The 16,956-nt window shown below is 51.9% G+C and carries 15 protein-coding genes; 2 read left to right on the top strand and 13 right to left on the bottom strand.

Features of this window, described 5'->3' with window-relative positions:
* Positions 1 to 9 precede the first annotated feature (9 nt).
* Genes DY231_RS14790 through yceD form a run of 4 tightly spaced genes read right to left on the bottom strand, consistent with a single transcriptional unit; the run spans position 10 to position 2,723 of the window.
* On the bottom strand, positions 10 to 963 hold the full coding sequence (locus DY231_RS14790) for a beta-ketoacyl-ACP synthase III (protein WP_115629505.1): 954 nt from the start codon (positions 961 to 963) through the stop codon (positions 10 to 12).
* Between the two features lie 5 nt (positions 964 to 968).
* Entirely contained in the window at positions 969 to 2,003 is a 1,035-nt protein-coding gene (gene plsX / locus DY231_RS14795; protein WP_072011149.1) for a phosphate acyltransferase PlsX, read from the bottom strand.
* An 11-nt stretch (positions 2,004 to 2,014) separates the two neighbouring features.
* Positions 2,015 to 2,185 carry a 50S ribosomal protein L32 gene (gene rpmF / locus DY231_RS14800; RefSeq protein ID WP_034494538.1) on the bottom strand — a complete coding sequence of 57 codons (171 nt, stop codon included), beginning with the start codon at positions 2,183 to 2,185 and terminating at the stop codon, positions 2,015 to 2,017.
* 16 nt (positions 2,186 to 2,201) lie between these two features.
* Positions 2,202 to 2,723, bottom strand: a complete 522-nt coding sequence (gene yceD / locus DY231_RS14805) for a 23S rRNA accumulation protein YceD (RefSeq protein WP_115629511.1) — start codon at positions 2,721 to 2,723, stop codon at positions 2,202 to 2,204.
* 141 nt (positions 2,724 to 2,864) lie between these two features.
* On the opposite strand from yceD, the gene DY231_RS14810 reads away from it, so the two are divergent.
* A complete protein-coding gene (locus DY231_RS14810) occupies positions 2,865 to 3,449 on the top strand; it encodes a Maf family protein (RefSeq protein WP_115629513.1) in 585 nt (194 codons plus the stop codon).
* Between the two features lie 38 nt (positions 3,450 to 3,487).
* Here the strand turns inward: DY231_RS14810 and rluC are convergent, their stop codons facing one another.
* The gene (gene rluC / locus DY231_RS14815) at positions 3,488 to 4,444 is read right to left on the bottom strand and encodes a 23S rRNA pseudouridine(955/2504/2580) synthase RluC (RefSeq protein WP_172588735.1); all 957 of its coding nucleotides are present in this window, start codon (positions 4,442 to 4,444) and stop codon (positions 3,488 to 3,490) included.
* A 571-nt stretch (positions 4,445 to 5,015) separates the two neighbouring features.
* Here rluC and rne point away from each other — a divergent pair.
* On the top strand, positions 5,016 to 8,405 hold the full coding sequence (rne, locus tag DY231_RS14825; protein ID WP_115629518.1) for a ribonuclease E: 3,390 nt from the start codon (positions 5,016 to 5,018) through the stop codon (positions 8,403 to 8,405).
* 158 nt (positions 8,406 to 8,563) lie between these two features.
* On the opposite strand, the gene flgL is transcribed toward rne, so the two are convergent.
* The 8 genes from flgL to flgE form a co-directional block, all read right to left on the bottom strand.
* Positions 8,564 to 9,526, bottom strand: a complete 963-nt coding sequence (gene flgL / locus DY231_RS14830; RefSeq protein ID WP_115629520.1) for a flagellar hook-associated protein FlgL — start codon at positions 9,524 to 9,526, stop codon at positions 8,564 to 8,566.
* A 16-nt stretch (positions 9,527 to 9,542) separates the two neighbouring features.
* Complete coding sequence (flgK, locus tag DY231_RS14835) at positions 9,543 to 11,195, bottom strand: flagellar hook-associated protein FlgK (RefSeq protein WP_115629522.1); 1,653 nt, start codon at positions 11,193 to 11,195, stop codon at positions 9,543 to 9,545.
* Positions 11,196 to 11,280: 85 nt separating this feature from the next.
* Positions 11,281 to 12,222, bottom strand: a complete 942-nt coding sequence (gene flgJ / locus DY231_RS14840; RefSeq protein WP_115629524.1) for a flagellar assembly peptidoglycan hydrolase FlgJ — start codon at positions 12,220 to 12,222, stop codon at positions 11,281 to 11,283.
* Positions 12,222 to 13,316 carry a flagellar basal body P-ring protein FlgI gene (locus DY231_RS14845; protein ID WP_034494521.1) on the bottom strand — a complete coding sequence of 365 codons (1,095 nt, stop codon included), beginning with the start codon at positions 13,314 to 13,316 and terminating at the stop codon, positions 12,222 to 12,224. The genes flgJ and DY231_RS14845 overlap by 1 nt, the downstream gene beginning before the upstream one ends.
* 11 nt (positions 13,317 to 13,327) lie before the next feature.
* On the bottom strand, positions 13,328 to 14,023 hold the full coding sequence (flgH, locus tag DY231_RS14850; RefSeq protein WP_115631856.1) for a flagellar basal body L-ring protein FlgH: 696 nt from the start codon (positions 14,021 to 14,023) through the stop codon (positions 13,328 to 13,330).
* 63 nt (positions 14,024 to 14,086) lie between these two features.
* Positions 14,087 to 14,869: a flagellar basal-body rod protein FlgG gene (gene flgG / locus DY231_RS14855; protein ID WP_034494519.1), complete on the bottom strand. Its 783-nt coding sequence runs from the start codon at positions 14,867 to 14,869 to the stop codon at positions 14,087 to 14,089.
* A 31-nt stretch (positions 14,870 to 14,900) separates the two neighbouring features.
* A complete protein-coding gene (locus tag DY231_RS14860; RefSeq protein ID WP_034494517.1) occupies positions 14,901 to 15,656 on the bottom strand; it encodes a flagellar basal body rod protein FlgF in 756 nt (251 codons plus the stop codon).
* A 19-nt stretch (positions 15,657 to 15,675) separates the two neighbouring features.
* Positions 15,676 to 16,929: a flagellar hook protein FlgE gene (gene flgE, locus DY231_RS14865; RefSeq protein ID WP_115629525.1), complete on the bottom strand. Its 1,254-nt coding sequence runs from the start codon at positions 16,927 to 16,929 to the stop codon at positions 15,676 to 15,678.
* Positions 16,930 to 16,956: the final 27 nt, after the last annotated feature.

The raw sequence follows: 16,956 nt of genomic DNA on the forward strand, positions 1-16,956 counted from the left end.
CCCTAATAATCAAAAACGAACCAGTGCTGAACCCCAGGTAAAGCCGCCACCGAAGGCTTCGAGCAATACCAGTTGGCCACGTTGAATCCGTCCATCACGAACCGCTTCGTCCAGCGCTGCCGGTACGGAAGCCGCCGAAGTATTTCCGTGTCTGTCGAGCGTGACAACCACGTTATCCATCGACATGCCCAGCTTTTTCGCCGTCGCGCTAATAATGCGCAGGTTCGCCTGATGTGGCACTAACCAGTCGAGCGCCGAGCGGTCGAGGTTATTGGCAGCCAGGGTTTCATCAACGATGTGAGCAAGCTCAGTCACCGCGACTTTAAAGACTTCGTTACCCGCCATGGTCAGGTGAATTGAATTTTCAGGATTCACGCGATCGACGTTTGGCAGCATTAACAGCTCACCGTAACGACCATCTGCATGCAGATGGGTGGAGATGATGCCCGGTTCTTCGGAAGCGCCAAGCACAACAGCACCTGCACCATCACCAAAAATAATAATCGTTCCACGATCGGTTGGATCGCAAGTACGTGCCAGCACGTCAGAGCCAATCACCAGTGCGTGTTTTACTGCGCCAGACTTCACGTAAAGATCAGCAACGCTTAATGCATAGGTGAAACCTGCGCAAGCCGCTGCGACATCAAACGCCGGGCAACCTTTGATCTCCAACATTGCCTGCACCTGGCAAGCCGCGCTTGGGAAAGCGTGTGTTGAGGACGTGGTGGCAACAATGATTAAGCCGATTTCGGATTTATCAATACCGGCCATTTCCAGGGCGCGAGTTGCTGCTGCAAACCCCATCGTTGCCACGGTTTCGTTTGGCGCGGCGATATGGCGTTCACGAATACCTGTACGGGTGACAATCCACTCGTCAGAAGTATCCACCATTTTTTCCAGGTCGGCGTTGGTACGCACTTGTTCAGGCAGATAGCTGCCCGTACCAATAATCTTCGTATACATGTACGTCAGTCACTCTTGGGTAATACTGATTCCAGGCGGGCAGCAATCCGGGTAGGGACTTGCCGCGCCACCGCCTGCACTGCCTGTTCAATCGCGACAACAAACGCTCGCTGATTGGCCGCTCCGTGACTCTTAATCACTGTGCCGCGCAATCCTAACAGACAGGCGCCATTATACTGGTCGGGGTTGAGGTGACTGAATCGCCTGCTCAGGCTTTTTTGTAACCAATGTTTCAATATAATTAGCCACCACGACCTTTTTTTCCCTTCGCCCTGAGATTTCAAAAGCGAGAGGAACATTCTTGCAACCCCTTCCATCGTTTTAAGGGTGACGTTACCGACAAAGCCATCACACACCAATACGTCGGTTTTTCCCGTCAACAACTCATTCGCTTCAAGATAACCAATATAGTTGATAGAAGGCATTGTTTTTAATAATGCTGATGCATCGCGAATGCTGTCGAGACCTTTTGTCTCTTCTTCGCCAATGTTCAATAACGCGACTCTGGGAGAACTGATGCCGAGAAGTTCCTCTGCCATCACAGAACCCATAATCGCAAATTGCACCAACATATTACTGTCACATTCAACGTTCGCACCGAGATCCAGCACGACAGTTTTACCTTTTTGCTGATGCGGTAACACCGTCATCAGCGCCGGGCGCTCAATTCCTTCAATCGGTTTGAGCAATAATTTAGCCAGGCCCATCAGAGCGCCGGTATTTCCTGCGCTTACGCAAGCTTGCGCTCGCCCTTCTTTCACTAACTCAAGCGCCACTCGCATTGAGGATCCGCGACTATTGCGGATCGCTTGCGAAGGCCTTGCATCACTGGCAATAACCGACTCCGCAGGCACAATCTGCGCACGTGAGCGTTTTTCAAAATCAGCTTTGGCAAGTAATGGCGTGATGGCGTCGGGGTCACCGACTAATAGAAGATTTAGCTCGGAATTAGAGTCCAGTGCCTGCAATGCTGCAGGCACTGTCACGGAAGGACCGAAGTCCCCACCCATGGCATCTAACGCAAGGGTTAGACGTCTCAAGGTATCGCCAATTACTTGGAGATAACCTTGCGACCGCGGTAGAAACCGTCGGCGGTGATGTGGTGACGCAGATGAGTTTCGCCAGAAACTTTGTCCACGGATACTGCTGCTGTGGTCAGCGCGTCATGGGAACGACGCATGCCACGTTTGGAACGGGTTGGTTTATTCTGTTGTACGGCCATGGACCTTACTCCTCAATTACTTACGCTTTAAACTGGCTAATACGGCAAATGGGTTTGGTTTCTCCGCCTCGGAAGGCAGTTTGCCAAAGACCATGTCCGCCTCGGACACTTCACAGTGTTCAGATTCATGCACCGGAACGACTGGCAAGGAGAGGATAATTTCATCTTCTACCAACGCCAGAAGATCAATTTCACCAAATTCGTTGACCTGAACTGGTTCATATCCTTCCGGGAGTGCTTCAACCTGCTCGTCTTTGACGATCGGGCTAAAACAATACTGTGTGTAGACCTGATGGGCAAAGGGCTTTCCGCAACGCTGACATTCAAGCGTCAGCGACACCTTCGCATCACCGGTAAGAACCGCGAGGCGCTGGTTGTCGATGGCGAATGACATATCGCATTCCACATCACTGTCTACACTGACTACAAACTCGGCGACACGCTCTACCTGAATAGGGGTGTAAACACCCGTGTAATCAAGGCGTTTTTGAGCCGTACGAACCGGGTCGAGAGTCAGGGGTAATTTTACTTTTTGCATAGGGCGCGCATATTAACTTTGTAACGTCATAGAGTCAAAGAAAATGGCCTGGAAACAGCGCCTTTTCTACTTATTCGCACACATTGCGGTGGCATAGTTTAAAATGCCTTTCCCCGAATCGCTATCATTAATGAAAAAAATATGACGCAAATTGTTCTCGCCTCAACTTCCCCATGGCGCCGGGAGCTACTTGAAAAGCTGGGTATCCCCTTTATTACCGCGGCTCCGCAGGTGGATGAAACCCCTGTTCCCGGTGAAGATGCTCGCCACTTAGTCACACGTCTGGCACAGGCCAAAGCTCAGGCATTGAGCCGTGAATATCCGAATCATATGATTATCGGCTCGGATCAGGTTTGTGTTTTAGATGGAAAAATAACCGGCAAACCGCATAGCGAAGAAAAAGCCGTGGAGCAGCTCATGCTTGCTCGCAACAGTATCGTGACTTTTTATACTGGTCTGGCGCTTTATCATTCAGCTTCCGGGAATTTACAGGTGGTTTGCGAACCTTTTGATGTGCATTTCCGTCATTTAAGCGAACAAGAAATTCGCCATTACGTGCGTAAAGAGCAGCCGCTACAGTGTGCCGGAAGTTTTAAAAGTGAAGGACTGGGAATTACGCTGTTCGAACGGCTTTCAGGAAAGGATCCGAATGCCCTGGTAGGACTACCGTTAATTAGCTTGTGCGAAATGCTGCGCAACGAAGGCGTTAACCCGCTGCTGATGTAAATGGTGGAGGGTGGATAGCTCCACCCTCCCATATATAACTAGCGCGCGTTGTTGCGTAACACAGTAAGGCAACGCTTCAACTGCTCATCCAGTGGCGCTTCTACCCGCATAATCTCGCCGGTATTAGGGTGAGTGAAGCGTAATGCCGCTGCGTGCAAGAACAGGCGGTTCAGACCGGTTCCGGCCAGTTGCTTATCAAACTCACGATCGCCATAGCGGTCGTCAAAAGCAATCGGATGACCGGCATGCAATGTATGCACACGAATCTGGTGAGTTCGTCCGGTAATCGGGCTACAACGCACAAGCGTGGCGAACGCATAGCGCTCTTCAACTTTGAAACGCGTTTCAGAAGGTTTGCCTTCGCTGTTAACCCGTACAATACGCTCACCGCTTTGCAGAATATTCTTCAGTAGCGGTGCCTGCACAGCTTTGACGTGTGATTGCCATTGGCCACGTACCAACGCCAGGTAATCCTTCTGCATCCCTTTTTCACGCAGTTGCTCATGCAACGAACGCAGTGCGGAACGCTTCTTCGCCACCAGCAAAATTCCGGAAGTGTCACGGTCAAGGCGATGCACAAGCTCGAGGAAACGAGCTTCCGGACGCAATGCACGCAAGCCTTCAATCACACCAAAGCTTAAACCACTGCCGCCGTGAACCGCCGTGCCAGACGGCTTGTTGAGCACCAGAATATGGTCATCTTCATAAATAATCGCGTCAGTCAGCGCGGCGACTTTTTGTAGATGTGGTGAAACGGCTTCTTCTTCACGTTCGGCTACGCGAACCGGCGGAATACGAATTTCGTCGCCATCCTGGATTTTATATTCAGGTTTAATGCGTTTTTTATTCACGCGCACTTCGCCTTTACGCAAAATGCGATAAATCATACTTTTCGGCACGCCTTTCAAGCGGGCGAGCAAAAAGTTATCGATACGCTGCCCAGCTTCGTCAGAAGAAATGGCAACGATTTGTACTGAAGGTGTCGGAGTTTTCATGGTCGGCGATTCTAAATAGCGTGCGCGCATAGCGCCACTCATTTTTATGTGCTTAACTGAGAATCTGCCTGGTTTTAAGTCGCCTGACTCCCCTTTTTCAGTTTTCTGCGACATGCAGCGAAAAAGTGAGTTAAAAAACTGTAAGAAACGAGGCATCAAAGGCAAAAGTCATCTTGCTATAATAAGGTTAGCAATGGAATAATGTTGCGGTTTTCCGTGTTGATACTTGTTAGAACAAGGAATTTTGCGGAATTACCAGTTTTGCCTGAACGTCCATCCACGCAGCAATGGCGTAAGACGTATTGTACTTTCAGGCAGTTAGCGGGCTGCGGGTTGCAGCCTGACCGGTAAAATGGAATCAACTCTTAAGAAATATTCTAAGGTTATTCCCACGATAATTGCGCTGTATTTCCGTATGAAATACAGGCTACCGACACTTTGCGCCTCTCAGCAAGCGACAACCGTGAGGTTGGCGACTTAGCGTTTAGTCACGAGGCCATCGGTTCACTCCCGGTCAGCGTCACCATGCCCGTAGCTTTGTCACCAATGTAAGAATAATGAGTAAGTTACGATGAAAAGAATGCTAATAAACGCGACTCAGCAAGAAGAGTTGCGTGTCGCCCTTGTAGATGGGCAACGCCTGTACGATCTGGATATTGAAAGTCCTGGACACGAACAGAAAAAAGCTAACATCTATAAAGGCAAAATCACCCGTATTGAACCAAGTCTGGAAGCGGCATTTGTAGATTACGGCGCGGAACGTCATGGTTTCCTTCCTCTTAAAGAAATTGCCCGCGAATATTTCCCGTCTAATTATTCATCACATGGTCGTCCGAACATTAAAGATGTTTTGCGCGAAGGCCAGGAAGTGATTGTTCAGATTGATAAAGAAGAACGTGGTAATAAAGGCGCAGCCTTAACCACCTTTATTAGTCTGGCCGGTAGTTATTTGGTATTGATGCCGAACAACCCACGTGCAGGTGGTATTTCCCGCCGTATCGAAGGTGACGACCGTACCGAACTGAAAGAAGCCCTTTCCTCTCTGGAACTGCCAGATGGCATGGGTCTGATTGTACGTACTGCTGGCGTGGGTAAATCCGCTGAAGCACTGCAATGGGATTTAAGCTTCCGCCTGAAGCATTGGGAAGCGATTCAAAAAGCGGCAGAAAACCGCCCTGCTCCATTCCTTATTCACCAGGAAAGCAACGTTATTGTGCGTGCTTTCCGTGATTACCTGCGTCAGGACATCGGTGAAATTCTTATCGATAACCCGAAAGTACTTGAGCTGGCTCGCCAGCATATCGGTGCTCTGGGTCGCCCTGATTTCAGCAGCAAAATTAAGCTCTACACCGGTGAAATCCCGCTGTTTAGCCACTACCAGATTGAATCGCAGATTGAATCCGCTTTCCAGCGTGAAGTCCGTCTGCCGTCCGGTGGCTCGATTGTTATCGACTCCACCGAAGCATTAACCGCTATCGACATCAACTCCGCGCGCGCAACTCGCGGTGGCGACATCGAAGAAACGGCATTTAATACCAACCTTGAAGCGGCTGATGAAATCGCGCGCCAACTGCGTTTGCGTGATCTCGGCGGTTTGATTGTTATCGACTTCATCGATATGACGCCTGTGCGCCACCAGCGTGCAGTTGAAAACCGTCTGCGTGAAGCTGTCCGTCAGGACAGGGCTCGTATCCAGATTAGCCATATCTCTCGCTTTGGCCTGCTGGAAATGTCTCGTCAGCGTCTCTCCCCTTCTCTGGGCGAGTCCAGCCACCACGTCTGCCCGCGTTGTAGCGGCACAGGTACGGTGCGTGACAACGAATCCATGGCACTCTCCATTCTGCGTCTGATTGAAGAAGAAGCGCTGAAAGAGAATACCCAAGAAGTTCATGCGATTGTACCGGTGCCGATTGCTTCTTACCTGCTGAACGAAAAACGTGATGCGGTGAGTGCGATTGAAACCCGTCAGGGCGGCGTGAAAGCCATCATCGTTCCTAACGATCAGATGGAAACTCCACACTATTCCGTTCTGCGTGTCCGCAAAGGCGAAGAAACCAAAACGCTGAGCTACATGCTGCCTAAGCTGCATGAAGAAGAGATGGCGATGCCTTCTGATGAAGAGTACGCCGAGCGTAAACGCCCAGAGCAACCTGCGCTTGCAACCTTCGTCATGCCTGACGTGCCGCCTGCACCGCCAGAATCTTCACCTGTGGCTGCCACACCGGCTCCAGCAGTTAAAGCTGCCGTTGCCAAAACAGCAACCCCTGAGCAGCCAGGCCTTCTGAGCCGCTTCTTCGGCGCGTTGAAAAACCTGTTTGCAGGCGAATCAACGACTGAAAGCAAAGAAGTTCAGGAAGCAAAACCTGCTGAGACTGAAAGCCAGCGTCAGGGCCAGGAACGTCGCAATAACCGTCGTCCGAATAACCGCCGTGACCGTAACGATCGTGGCGATCGCAACAATCGCGACCGTGATAATCGTGGCGAAGGCCGTGATAACCGTAGCGAAAATCGTGACAACCGTGAGCCACGTGAAAATCGTGATCGCGATGATAACCGCCGCAATCGCCGCCAGGGTCAGCAGCAAAATACGGAAGTGCGTGAAAATCGCCCGAACGTGGCTGTTGAAGAAGCTGAAAAGCCAAAAGCCCGTGACGAGCAGCAACCACGCCGCGAACGTAACCGTCGCCGCAGCGATGATAAGCGCCAGGCACAGCAGGAAGTTAAAGTTCTGCAACGTGATGACGCGGTAGCAGAAGTTGAAGTCGAAGCGGAACAGGAAGAACGCGTCCAGGTTATGCCGCGTCGTAAGCAACGCCAGTTGAGCCAGAAAGTTCGCTTTGAATCTGAACAAGATTCTGCGGCTGAAGTTGTGGCAACACCGGTAGTGGCCCAGGCCCAGGCACCGGCTGCACGTACCGAACTGGCGACTATCCCGTTACCAGCCGTTATCGATAAGCCTGTTGAGAAGGCTGAAAAGTCGAATGTTGAGCAAGATGACAACAACGACTCTCGTAACGACTCTAACGGTATGCCACGTCGTTCTCGCCGTTCTCCACGCCATCTGCGCGTGAGTGGTCAGCGTCGTCGCCGTTATCGCGATGAGCGTTACCCAACGCAATCACCAATGCCATTGATCGTTGCTTGTGCCTCTCCAGAACTGGCATCGGGTAAAGCCTGGATTAATTATCCGGTTGCTCGTACTCAAGAAGAGTCGCAGTACGAAAACAACGTTGATCATGCACCTGCCTTTGTTTCTCACGAGCAAGAGACTGCATACGTTCACAACGCACAGCCCGTCGCTCAGGAGTTTGTTGCAGCGCAGACTGTTGTTGAAAACGTAAAAGTTGAAGACGTAAAAGTTGAAAGCGTGCAGGCTGAAAATGTTCAAGCTGAACAAATTCAGGTTGAAGCACCACACGTTGAAACCACGCATCCGGAAGTGATTGCCGCTCCAGTTAACGAGCAGCCGCATCTGATTGCAGCGCAAGATGAAGTTGTTGCTGAACAAGTGATTGATGAAGTTGAGCCTGCACAAGAAGCTGTTGCTGTCGAAACTCATCAGCAACAGGCAGCAGAACTTGCTCAGGTTGCTCCGGTAGTCGTTGAAGAAACTGCACCTGAAGCGCCGGTTGAAGAAGTGAAACCAGTAGAAGCGGTTGAAGCTCAACAGCCTGTTGCTCAGGAGTCCGTTGTTGATGTGCAGCCTGAGCCTAAACTGGCTCCTGTGCAGCCAGCTCCTCAAGTGGAAACTGCGCCAGCACAGCCAGTTGTTGCACATGTGATTAAACATGCAACGGCACCAATGACGAAAGCTCCAGCGCCGGATTACAACCCGGAAGCACCACGCCAGAGCGATTGGGTTCGCCCAACGTATGAGTTCAGTGGCCGTGGTTCTGCTGGCGCTAACAGCGCAACGCATCAGGCAACTGCTCCTGCTACACGCCCGCAAAGCGCTGAATAATCGCTAAGCGTTGCGAAAAAGCCGACCGGGAAACCGGTCGGCTTTTTTATTTGTTACGCCCCAACACCTGAATTTAAGACAAAAAAAAGCCCACTCCGGGGTGCTGAAGTGGGCATATAAAGCGTACTCAGTTTCAAAGCACGCCCAAAAAGGTAAAATTATTTATTTAGTTGGAACAGAGACATACCCTGCATATCGCTAAAGGCTTTGTAAGACGCCTGAAGCGCTGCCTGCTGCATAACGTAAGAAGATATCGCTGAGTTCCAGTCCACATCCACCAGGTCGCTCATTTGCTGCGCCTGGCCCAGGGCACGGTCATTGCCTAACTCGTCAAGCTTATCCAACTCACTGAGTTGCGTACCCAATTCTGCACGGACCGTCAGCACGTTGTTCAGAGAGTTTTTCAATCCACGGCTGGTTTTATCAATGGCCGCAGTTAAATCTGCTTTGCCTGCATCATCTAAACCTTCGGTTGGTGTTCTCAGGGTTTTGACGGCGGAGTCCAGCATATTGAACAAGTTGGTTTCCGAAGTACCATTCCCAGGCTCTGGCACCGCATTGCTGGTGATTGAGTTGAAAATTTGGGTTCCGGTATGGCCAATGGTCATGGTACGCGCCGCATCGACACTTTGAGATACCGGCGTATCGCCACCTTTATAAGTGACGCTTCCGGCTGTACCGCTAAACGGTGCAGCTTCGGTTTTGTACCCGGCAAAAATATAGCGCCCGTTGCCATCAGTGCTGTTGGCAAGGTTCATTATTTGGTTGCGGATACCTTCCAGATCGGTCGCCAGAGACGCACGGTCATCATCGCTTAATGTGCCGTTATTGGCATAAACGATTTTTTCCTGCGCTGACTGAATCGCTGTTGTCACCTGCCCAAGCACGTTTTCTTCCAGTGAAACTTTTTGCGTCGCAAAAGTACGCGCCAAAGCATACTGGCTATTTTGTGCCTGAGCCTGAGAAAGCACCACGGCTTGTGAAGCAGCAATCGGATCGTCAGACGGCTTAGTCACGCGCTTACCGGTCGACATCTGCTCGCCATAACGCAACCATTCACTTTGTGAGTTGGTCACGCCACGCATATTCTGCTGGTACATCATTGCGGTACTGATACGCATACGCCAGATTCCTTAATTAACGGATGGACAGTAACGCATCAAACAGAGTTGATGCCGTCTGAAGCACCTGGGCATTCGCCAGGTAATATTGTTGGAAACGCTGTAAGTTGCCGTACTCTTCGTCAAGGTTGACGCCAGAGATGGACTGCTGCTGATTACTTAACTGCGTGACCACGTTATTTTGTGTCGTGCTGGTGACTTTCAGCGTGCTGGTTTTGTTACCCACATCGCTGACCAGACTTGCGTAGGCATCGTTAAACGATTTATTGCCACCCACGACTTTACTTTTTTGCAAATCCAGCAGGGCCTGGGCGTTACGGTTATCGCTTTCACCTGAATCATTTGCACCGGCTAACGCCAGTTTGCTTTCATCAGTAATCGCGACTTCCATGTTAACAACCACATCAGACACAGGTTTAACAATGAAGCTGTCATTTTTGCTCGCAGGTGTACCACCAATTTCAAGCTTCAGTCCATCAAAGCTCATGCTTTTACCATCAGTGGAGAGGCTAGCCTGAAATTGCTTATTGTCTGACAAGCGTGTCACTTGCCAGTCCTGGCCGTCGTAGACCACTTTGTAGTCGCTGGCCTGCACTTCCGAGCTGTTCGTCCTGGTTACAGTAAGCGAGGTATCTTTAGCAACATTGTTAGTGTTGCCCAGGGCTGATGGCCCACCGGCTTTAAAGAAAGCGTCACCAGGATTGCCATCTGCGTCAAAACCAGCTTTATGCTGCTGGTTAATAGCATCAGAAAACGCCAGAGCCAGTTGCCCCAGGCGGTTACGAGCGCCGTCCAAATCTTGTGAACGGAAGGTCAACATGCCGCCCAGCGTGCCGTTTTTCAGCTGATTCTCTGGGATTTCTGTCGTGCCTGAAACAGAGTCAACATAAGCAACCGTAATGCGCGAGGGATCAGCGCTGGATGAAACCGCCGCCAGCTTATTGGTTTTATCACCCTGAACCAGAGACAGGCCATTGGCGATAGAAACGTTGTAAGTGCCGCCATCCTGAACGCTGACTTCCACGCCAACAATCTGGTTTAACTCACTCACCAGCTGATCACGTTGATCAAGCAAGTCGTTTGGTGTGGCACCCGCACCCACGCCGGTTAAGCGCGAAATCTGGTTATTCAGATTCGCAATCTGGCTGGCGTAGTTGTTGATTTGTTCCACGCTACTCTGGATTGCGGTATTTACCTGCTTATCCTGATCGCGCAGATACTGGTCCGTCACCTTAAATTGGTTTACCAGACCATTAGCGTTGCCAATCAATGCCTGTCGTGCCGCCGGATCTTCCGAGTTACTGACCAGCGTTTGCAAACCGGTGAAGAAACTCTGCATGGTGGTCGCCAGCGTATTGGTGGTGCCAGACAAAATATTGTCGATTTTCGACATTTGCTGGTACTGAGTATTCAGACCACTGCTTTGGGTTTGCGCCGCACGCAGTTGGTTAGTGATGAACGCATCATATTCACGTTGCACACCGCTGACTTGCACGCCATTACCAATCCAGCCACCTGCGCCCAGCGTACTTTGCGACTGCGACAACACGGTCGTCTGGCGGGTATAGCCTGTGACGTTATAGTTAGAAATGTTATTACTGACGGTATTCAGTGCCGCCTGGGCTGCACCCAGCCCACTCATGGCACTGTTAATCAGGCTACTGGACATGAAATTTCCTTAACGCGTTTATCACGATTCCTGTCAGTTAGTATCGGCAGCTGCTGGCGACACTTGAGGGTTTAATGAAGGCTATTTAGAACAAATTGGATAAGTCATTGCTGTACGCTTTTGCGACCTTCTCACCCATCGCTTTCATCTGCTGAATCATGCCCGTCAATTTGCGGGCATAGTTTGGATCCGTAGCGTAACCCGCATTCTGTAAGGCTTGAGCGCCCTGCTCTGCGCTGTTGGCATTGGTCACGGCGGCGTAGCGTGGGTTACGTGTCAGCAAGCCGACGTAATCGGAAAGCGCTTCCAGATAAGAGCTGTAAACGCGGAATTTGGCCTTCACCTTTTTCGCCTCACCGTTTTCATACTCGGTGGTGGTGATCTCAGTCACCGGCCCTTTCCAGTTGCTGCTGGCTTTCACGCCAAACAGGTTAAAGCTCGGCTCGCCTTTCTCGGTGAGAATTTGACGCTGCCCCCAGCCTGATTCCAGCGCAGCCTGCGCCAGAATCAGGTGGTGCGGAATGCCGCTTTGCTCACTGGCCAGACGTGCAGGTAACGAAAGCTGCGCCAGGAAGTCTTTGCTATCCCCTGTTAGCGGCTCTTCGTTAGAAGGCGCTTTCGGGATTGCCTGGCGCACCATCTGCGTTAACGCCTGGTTCTGGAAGCTGGTGACCGTTTGCATATCAAACTTCATCGGCACTTTGCCTGCATCTTCCGTCGGATCCGCATTGCCGCCCATTTGCTCAACCATCATATCGGCCAGCCCAAGGCCTTTGGCACTGAGCTGTTGCGCGATTTGCTGGTCATAGATGCTGGTGTACATACGCGTTTGCTCACTGCTAAATAAGCCATCTTTGGGCAGCGCTTCACGCATGCTTTTCAGCATCATCTGCACGAACATCCCTTCCACCTGGCGAGCAACCGACTTCATATTGCCTTTAGGATCTTGCCCGGTTTTCGCTTTCAACTCGTTAAGAGAGTTAGCATCCCATGCCGCATTCGCCAGTGACTGGGTATCGTTAAGCATCAGATGATTTCCACTTTGGCACGCAGGCAACCCGCGGTTTGCATAGATTGAAGAATCGACATCAATTCCATTGGCGATGCGCCCAGCGTGTTCAATGCCCGAACAACGTTATTCAGATTTGCGCTGGCGTTAACCCGTTGCAGCGCCCCGCCATTCTGGCGCAGGTCGATTTGCGTTTGCGGCGTGACCACCGTTTGACCACCACCAAATGGCGTATCCGGTTGGCTCACTTGAGCCTGGCGATTCACCGTAACAGACAAGTTCCCCTGCGCCACGGCGCACGTATCGAGCGTCACTTCCTGGTTCATCACCACCGAACCGGTGCGTGAGTTGATAATCACTTTCGCATCCTGCGCAGGCATGTTGACTTCGAGATTCTGAATATCTGCCAGCAGACGCACCTGTGAACTGTTACCGGTTGGCACGCGAATTTGAATGGTGCGAGCGTCAAGCGCCGACGCACTGCCATAGCCACGCGAGCGGTTGATGGTGTCCGTGATTTGCTGCGCAAGAGTGAAATCGTCGTTGTTCAGTTGCAGGCTGATCATATTACCGGAGCCAAAGGTGCCCGGTAATTCACGCTCTATAACCGCACCGTTGGTGATGCGCCCACCGTTAAGCTGGTTCACCTGAACGCTGCTGCCTCCCGCAGAAGCCCCGGCACCGCCGACTAAAATATTACCCTGTGCCAGGGCATAAACCTGGTTATCAACACCTTTTAACGGCGTCATTAACAATGTGCCGCCGCGCAGACTTTTGGCGTTACCCATCGAAGAAACCACCACGTCGATGTTCTGCCCTGAGCGCGCAAATGCCGGGTATTTCGCCGTGACCATGACCGCCGCAACGTTCTTAAGCTGCATGTTGGTGCCCGCGGGAACGGTAATCCCCAACTGCGAAAGCATGTTGTTTAACGTCTGAGTGGTGAATGGCGTCTGGGTCGTCTGATCGCCCGTTCCATCAAGGCCAACCACAAGACCATAGCCAATCAGGGAGTTTTCACGCACGCCCTGAACCGTCGTCAGGTCGCGGATACGATCGGCCTGCGCCAGTGTCGCCACCAGCATCAGCAATCCGAATAAATATTTGGTCATGTGTTCCTCGCTTACATCGGCGATAAATTAAGGAAGAAGCGTTGCAACCAGCCCATGTTCTGCGCTTCGTTGATGTAGCCGTTACCGACATACTCGATACGCGCATCCGCCACCTGGGTTGATGACACGGTGTTGGTGCCACTGATGGTGCGAGGATTCACCACGCCGGAGAAACGAATAAATTCGGTGCCCTGGTTAATGGCTATCTGTTTTTCACCCACGACGTGCAGGTTGCCGTTTGCCAGCACCTGATCCACCGTCACGGTCAACGTTCCGCTAAAGGTGTTACTGGCGTTTGCCCCACCTTTACCGTTAAAGCTGTTGCCGCCACCGGCATCGACGTCCGCACGGTTGTTACCGAACAGGCCTTCGAGATAGCGCGGCGTGACATCAAATCCAAAGTTTGTTTTGCCATCGCGGCTGGCATTTGCCGAAGAACTCTTACTGGCGCTGACATTTTCCTGGAGCACAATGGTCAACGTGTCACCAACGTTACGTGGGCGGCGGTCTTCAAACAGCGGTTGATACCCATAGTTCACCGGTTGCGCCGTCTGGAAAATAGAACCATTGATTACCGGTGCAGGGCCAGGCACTGGCTGGGCGGTCGTCGCACCTTCCACCAGCGGTTTAGTTGGTATCAGCGCACAGCCACTTGTGGCGAGCACCAGACACATCAAGACAGGACGAAGAACCATTGGGTTTTGCATTGCTTTCATCTTCAGGTCATTCAGATAAAGACAGCCGGTGCATAAAACGCACCGGCAAACGCCTTACAGTTGCGTCAATTTTTGCAGCATCTGATCGGTTGTAGAAACGGCTTTAGAGTTGATTTCGTAGGCGCGCTGAACCTGGATCATATTCACCAGTTCTTCTGCAACGTTCACGTTAGAGGTTTCAACATACCCCTGATACAACAAGCCCGCGCCGTTAAGGCCAGGCGTGCTTTCGTTCGGCGTACCGGAAGACTGGGTTTCGGCGTACAGGTTTTCGCCCAGGCTTTCCAGACCGGTATCGTTCATAAAGGTAGTCAGATTAAGCTGCCCCACCTGCACCGGCTGCGCTTGCCCCTGCTGAGTCACACTCACAATGCCATCACGTCCAATAGTGATCGTCAGGGCATTCGCCGGAATGGTTATCGCAGGCTGAACCTGGAAACCGCCCGCCGTGACTAACTGACCGTTTTGGTCCACCTGGAAAGAGCCATCGCGGGTATAGGCACTGGTGCCATCCGGAAGCTGAACCTGGAAGAACCCCTGGCCTTTAATCGCCACATCTTTGCTGTTATTGGTTTGCGACAGGTTGCCCTGGCTGTGCAAACGCTCGGTGGCGACCGGGCGCACACCGGTACCAATCTGCAAACCGGATGGCAGCGTCGTCTGTTCAGACGATTGCGCACCAGGCTGGCGAATGGTTTGATAAAGAAGATCTTCAAACACCGCGCGTTGACGCTTAAAACCATTGGTGGAGACGTTTGCCAGGTTGTTGGCAATCACATCCATGTTGGTTTGCTGGGCATCAAGGCCAGTTTTTGCGATCCATAAAGAACTGATCATTTTGAATTCCTGTTAGTTTCGCGGCTGATTATCATGTCATCGACAACAGCTGATTCGCCCGCTGCTCGTTTTCATCCACGCTTGAAATAATTTTCATCTGCATCTCAAAACGACGAGCATTGGAAATCATGTCAGCCATGGCTTCTACCGGCTTAACGTTGCTGCCTTCCAGCACGCCAGGCATCAACGTGATGGATGCGTCAGCTTGCAACGTCGCACCACGCGTGGCCTGAGCGGCAGCACTCGGTCGGAAAAACCCGTCATCACCGCGCACCACTTCAAGGCCAGTGGCTTTCACCAGCTTCAGACGGCCAATCGGTGCCACGGTATTGGGCTGGTCACCTGCGTTAAGCGCAGAAATGGTGCCATCCGCCGCGATAGTCAGCTCTGAACCCTGAGGCACGGCAATCGGGCCACCTTCGCCCATCACCGGTTGCCCGCCGATGGTCAGTTGCCCGGCAGGACTCACCTGCATATTGCCGTTGCGGGTATAAGCTTCAGTACCATCAGCACTTTGTACCGCCAGCCAACCGTCTTGTTGCAGCGCAACATCCAGCGGGCGTTGGGTGTAATCAAGCTGACCTTGCGACATATCCACGCCTGGCGTTGAAGCTGTCACCAGGGTGCGCGTCGGCAAAGATAGCCCTTCCACCGGAACCGCACGCAAAGCGGTAAGCTGTGCGCGAAAGCCCGGCGTTGAAGCGTTTGCCAGGTTGCTGGCCGTCACCGCTTGTTGGTTCAGCGTCTGACTGGCCGCACCCATGGCGGTATAAATTGCGTGATCCATTAAGCTATCCCGTCAGTGATTAGCGCAGGTTAACCAGGGTGTTGAGGATCTGGTCCTGGGTTTTGATGGTCTGTGCGTTGGACTGATAGTTACGCTGCGCGACAATCATATTGACCAGTTCTTTACTCAGATCGACGTTCGAGGACTCCAGCGCACCGTTGGTCAGCGTGCCGAAGTTACCGGAACCCGCCGTCCCCAGCAGGGCAACACCTGAAGCATTGGACGCAGACCACACGTTGTTACCTTCAGAAGACAGACCTTCCGGGTTTGCAAAGTTGGACAGAACAATCTGGCCTAACAGCTGGGTTTGCTCGTTGGAGTAATTACCCACAATGCTGCCGTCTTCGTTAATCTGATAGCTCACCAGGTCACCTGGCTTATAGCCATCCTGGTTTGCCGCCACGATGTTGTTGGAGCCGGTGTTCTGCTGCATGGAGTTCAACAGGCTGAAGGTGAAATTCACCGCCGGTGCACCATTCAGTGCGCCTGTCTGGATGTTGAACTGCGGCGTGGTACTGGTGAGAACCTGACCCGGGTTGGCTGGATCTGGCGTGGTGACGTTATCAATGGTGCCATTGGCATTAAAGTTAATCGCCCCCGCACGTACCGCTGGAGACTTGGCAACGCTGCTGTCCTGGGTGTACATATCCCATTTGTTGTCAGCGGTTTTCACGTAGAACACGTTCATGTCATGGGTGTTACCCAGTGAATCAAAAACGGTGATCGAGCCTTTTTTGTTATACGTTGCTGAGTTTGTGGCATCAAAAGGACTCACTTCAGGCACTTTGTCTGAGGAGTTCAGGTTGATTTGCATCGAAGCCTGAGTCGTCAGTTTCGCCGCCATCAGGGTATTAGGAACAGACAGCCCCACCGGGTTCGCCCCTTCCTGAATGGTTGGCGGAGTACCGGTCGCCGGATAACCCGTCAGTTGCATTCCCTGCATGTTCACCAGATTACGGTTTTCATCCAGTTTGAACTGGCCGTTACGGCTGTAATAAACAGAACCGTTGGTATCGACCAGGCGGAAGAAACCATTCTGGCTGATAGCCACATCCAGGCCGCGCCCGGTATTGGTTGTAGTACCGTCGTTAAAGTCCTGGGTGATACCCGCAACTTTTACGCCCAGGCCCACTTTCGAGCCTGCAAACATATCGGCAAACGAAACGCTGCCGGACTTAAAACCGTAGGTGGCGGAGTTGGCAATGTTGTTACCAATCACATCCAGGTTGGTGGCCGCAGCATTCAGGCCGCTGACCGCTTGAGAAAAGCCCATGTTTTACTCCTGCAAAGGGTTGGAGGC

The organism is Buttiauxella agrestis (assembly GCF_900446255.1).
GTDB lineage: Bacteria > Pseudomonadota > Gammaproteobacteria > Enterobacterales > Enterobacteriaceae > Buttiauxella > Buttiauxella agrestis.

What these genes read in the sequence shown, in the direction of transcription:
- DY231_RS14790 (WP_115629505.1), bottom strand. Translation starts at nt 963, where the DNA reads ATGTATACGAAGATTATTGGTACGGGCAGCTATCTGCCTGAACAAGTG.
- rpmF (WP_034494538.1), bottom strand. Translation starts at nt 2,185, where the DNA reads ATGGCCGTACAACAGAATAAACCAACCCGTTCCAAACGTGGCATGCGT.
- yceD (WP_115629511.1), bottom strand. Translation starts at nt 2,723, where the DNA reads ATGCAAAAAGTAAAATTACCCCTGACTCTCGACCCGGTTCGTACGGCT.
- DY231_RS14810 (WP_115629513.1), top strand. Translation starts at nt 2,865, where the DNA reads ATGACGCAAATTGTTCTCGCCTCAACTTCCCCATGGCGCCGGGAGCTA.
- rluC (WP_172588735.1), bottom strand. Translation starts at nt 4,444, where the DNA reads ATGAAAACTCCGACACCTTCAGTACAAATCGTTGCCATTTCTTCTGAC.
- rne (WP_115629518.1), top strand. Translation starts at nt 5,016, where the DNA reads ATGAAAAGAATGCTAATAAACGCGACTCAGCAAGAAGAGTTGCGTGTC.
- flgL (WP_115629520.1), bottom strand. Translation starts at nt 9,526, where the DNA reads ATGCGTATCAGTACCGCAATGATGTACCAGCAGAATATGCGTGGCGTG.
- flgK (WP_115629522.1), bottom strand. Translation starts at nt 11,195, where the DNA reads ATGTCCAGTAGCCTGATTAACAGTGCCATGAGTGGGCTGGGTGCAGCC.
- flgJ (WP_115629524.1), bottom strand. Translation starts at nt 12,222, where the DNA reads ATGCTTAACGATACCCAGTCACTGGCGAATGCGGCATGGGATGCTAAC.
- DY231_RS14845 (WP_034494521.1), bottom strand. Translation starts at nt 13,316, where the DNA reads ATGACCAAATATTTATTCGGATTGCTGATGCTGGTGGCGACACTGGCG.
- flgH (WP_115631856.1), bottom strand. Translation starts at nt 14,023, where the DNA reads ATGCAAAACCCAATGGTTCTTCGTCCTGTCTTGATGTGTCTGGTGCTC.
- flgG (WP_034494519.1), bottom strand. Translation starts at nt 14,869, where the DNA reads ATGATCAGTTCTTTATGGATCGCAAAAACTGGCCTTGATGCCCAGCAA.
- DY231_RS14860 (WP_034494517.1), bottom strand. Translation starts at nt 15,656, where the DNA reads ATGGATCACGCAATTTATACCGCCATGGGTGCGGCCAGTCAGACGCTG.
- flgE (WP_115629525.1), bottom strand. Translation starts at nt 16,929, where the DNA reads ATGGGCTTTTCTCAAGCGGTCAGCGGCCTGAATGCTGCGGCCACCAAC.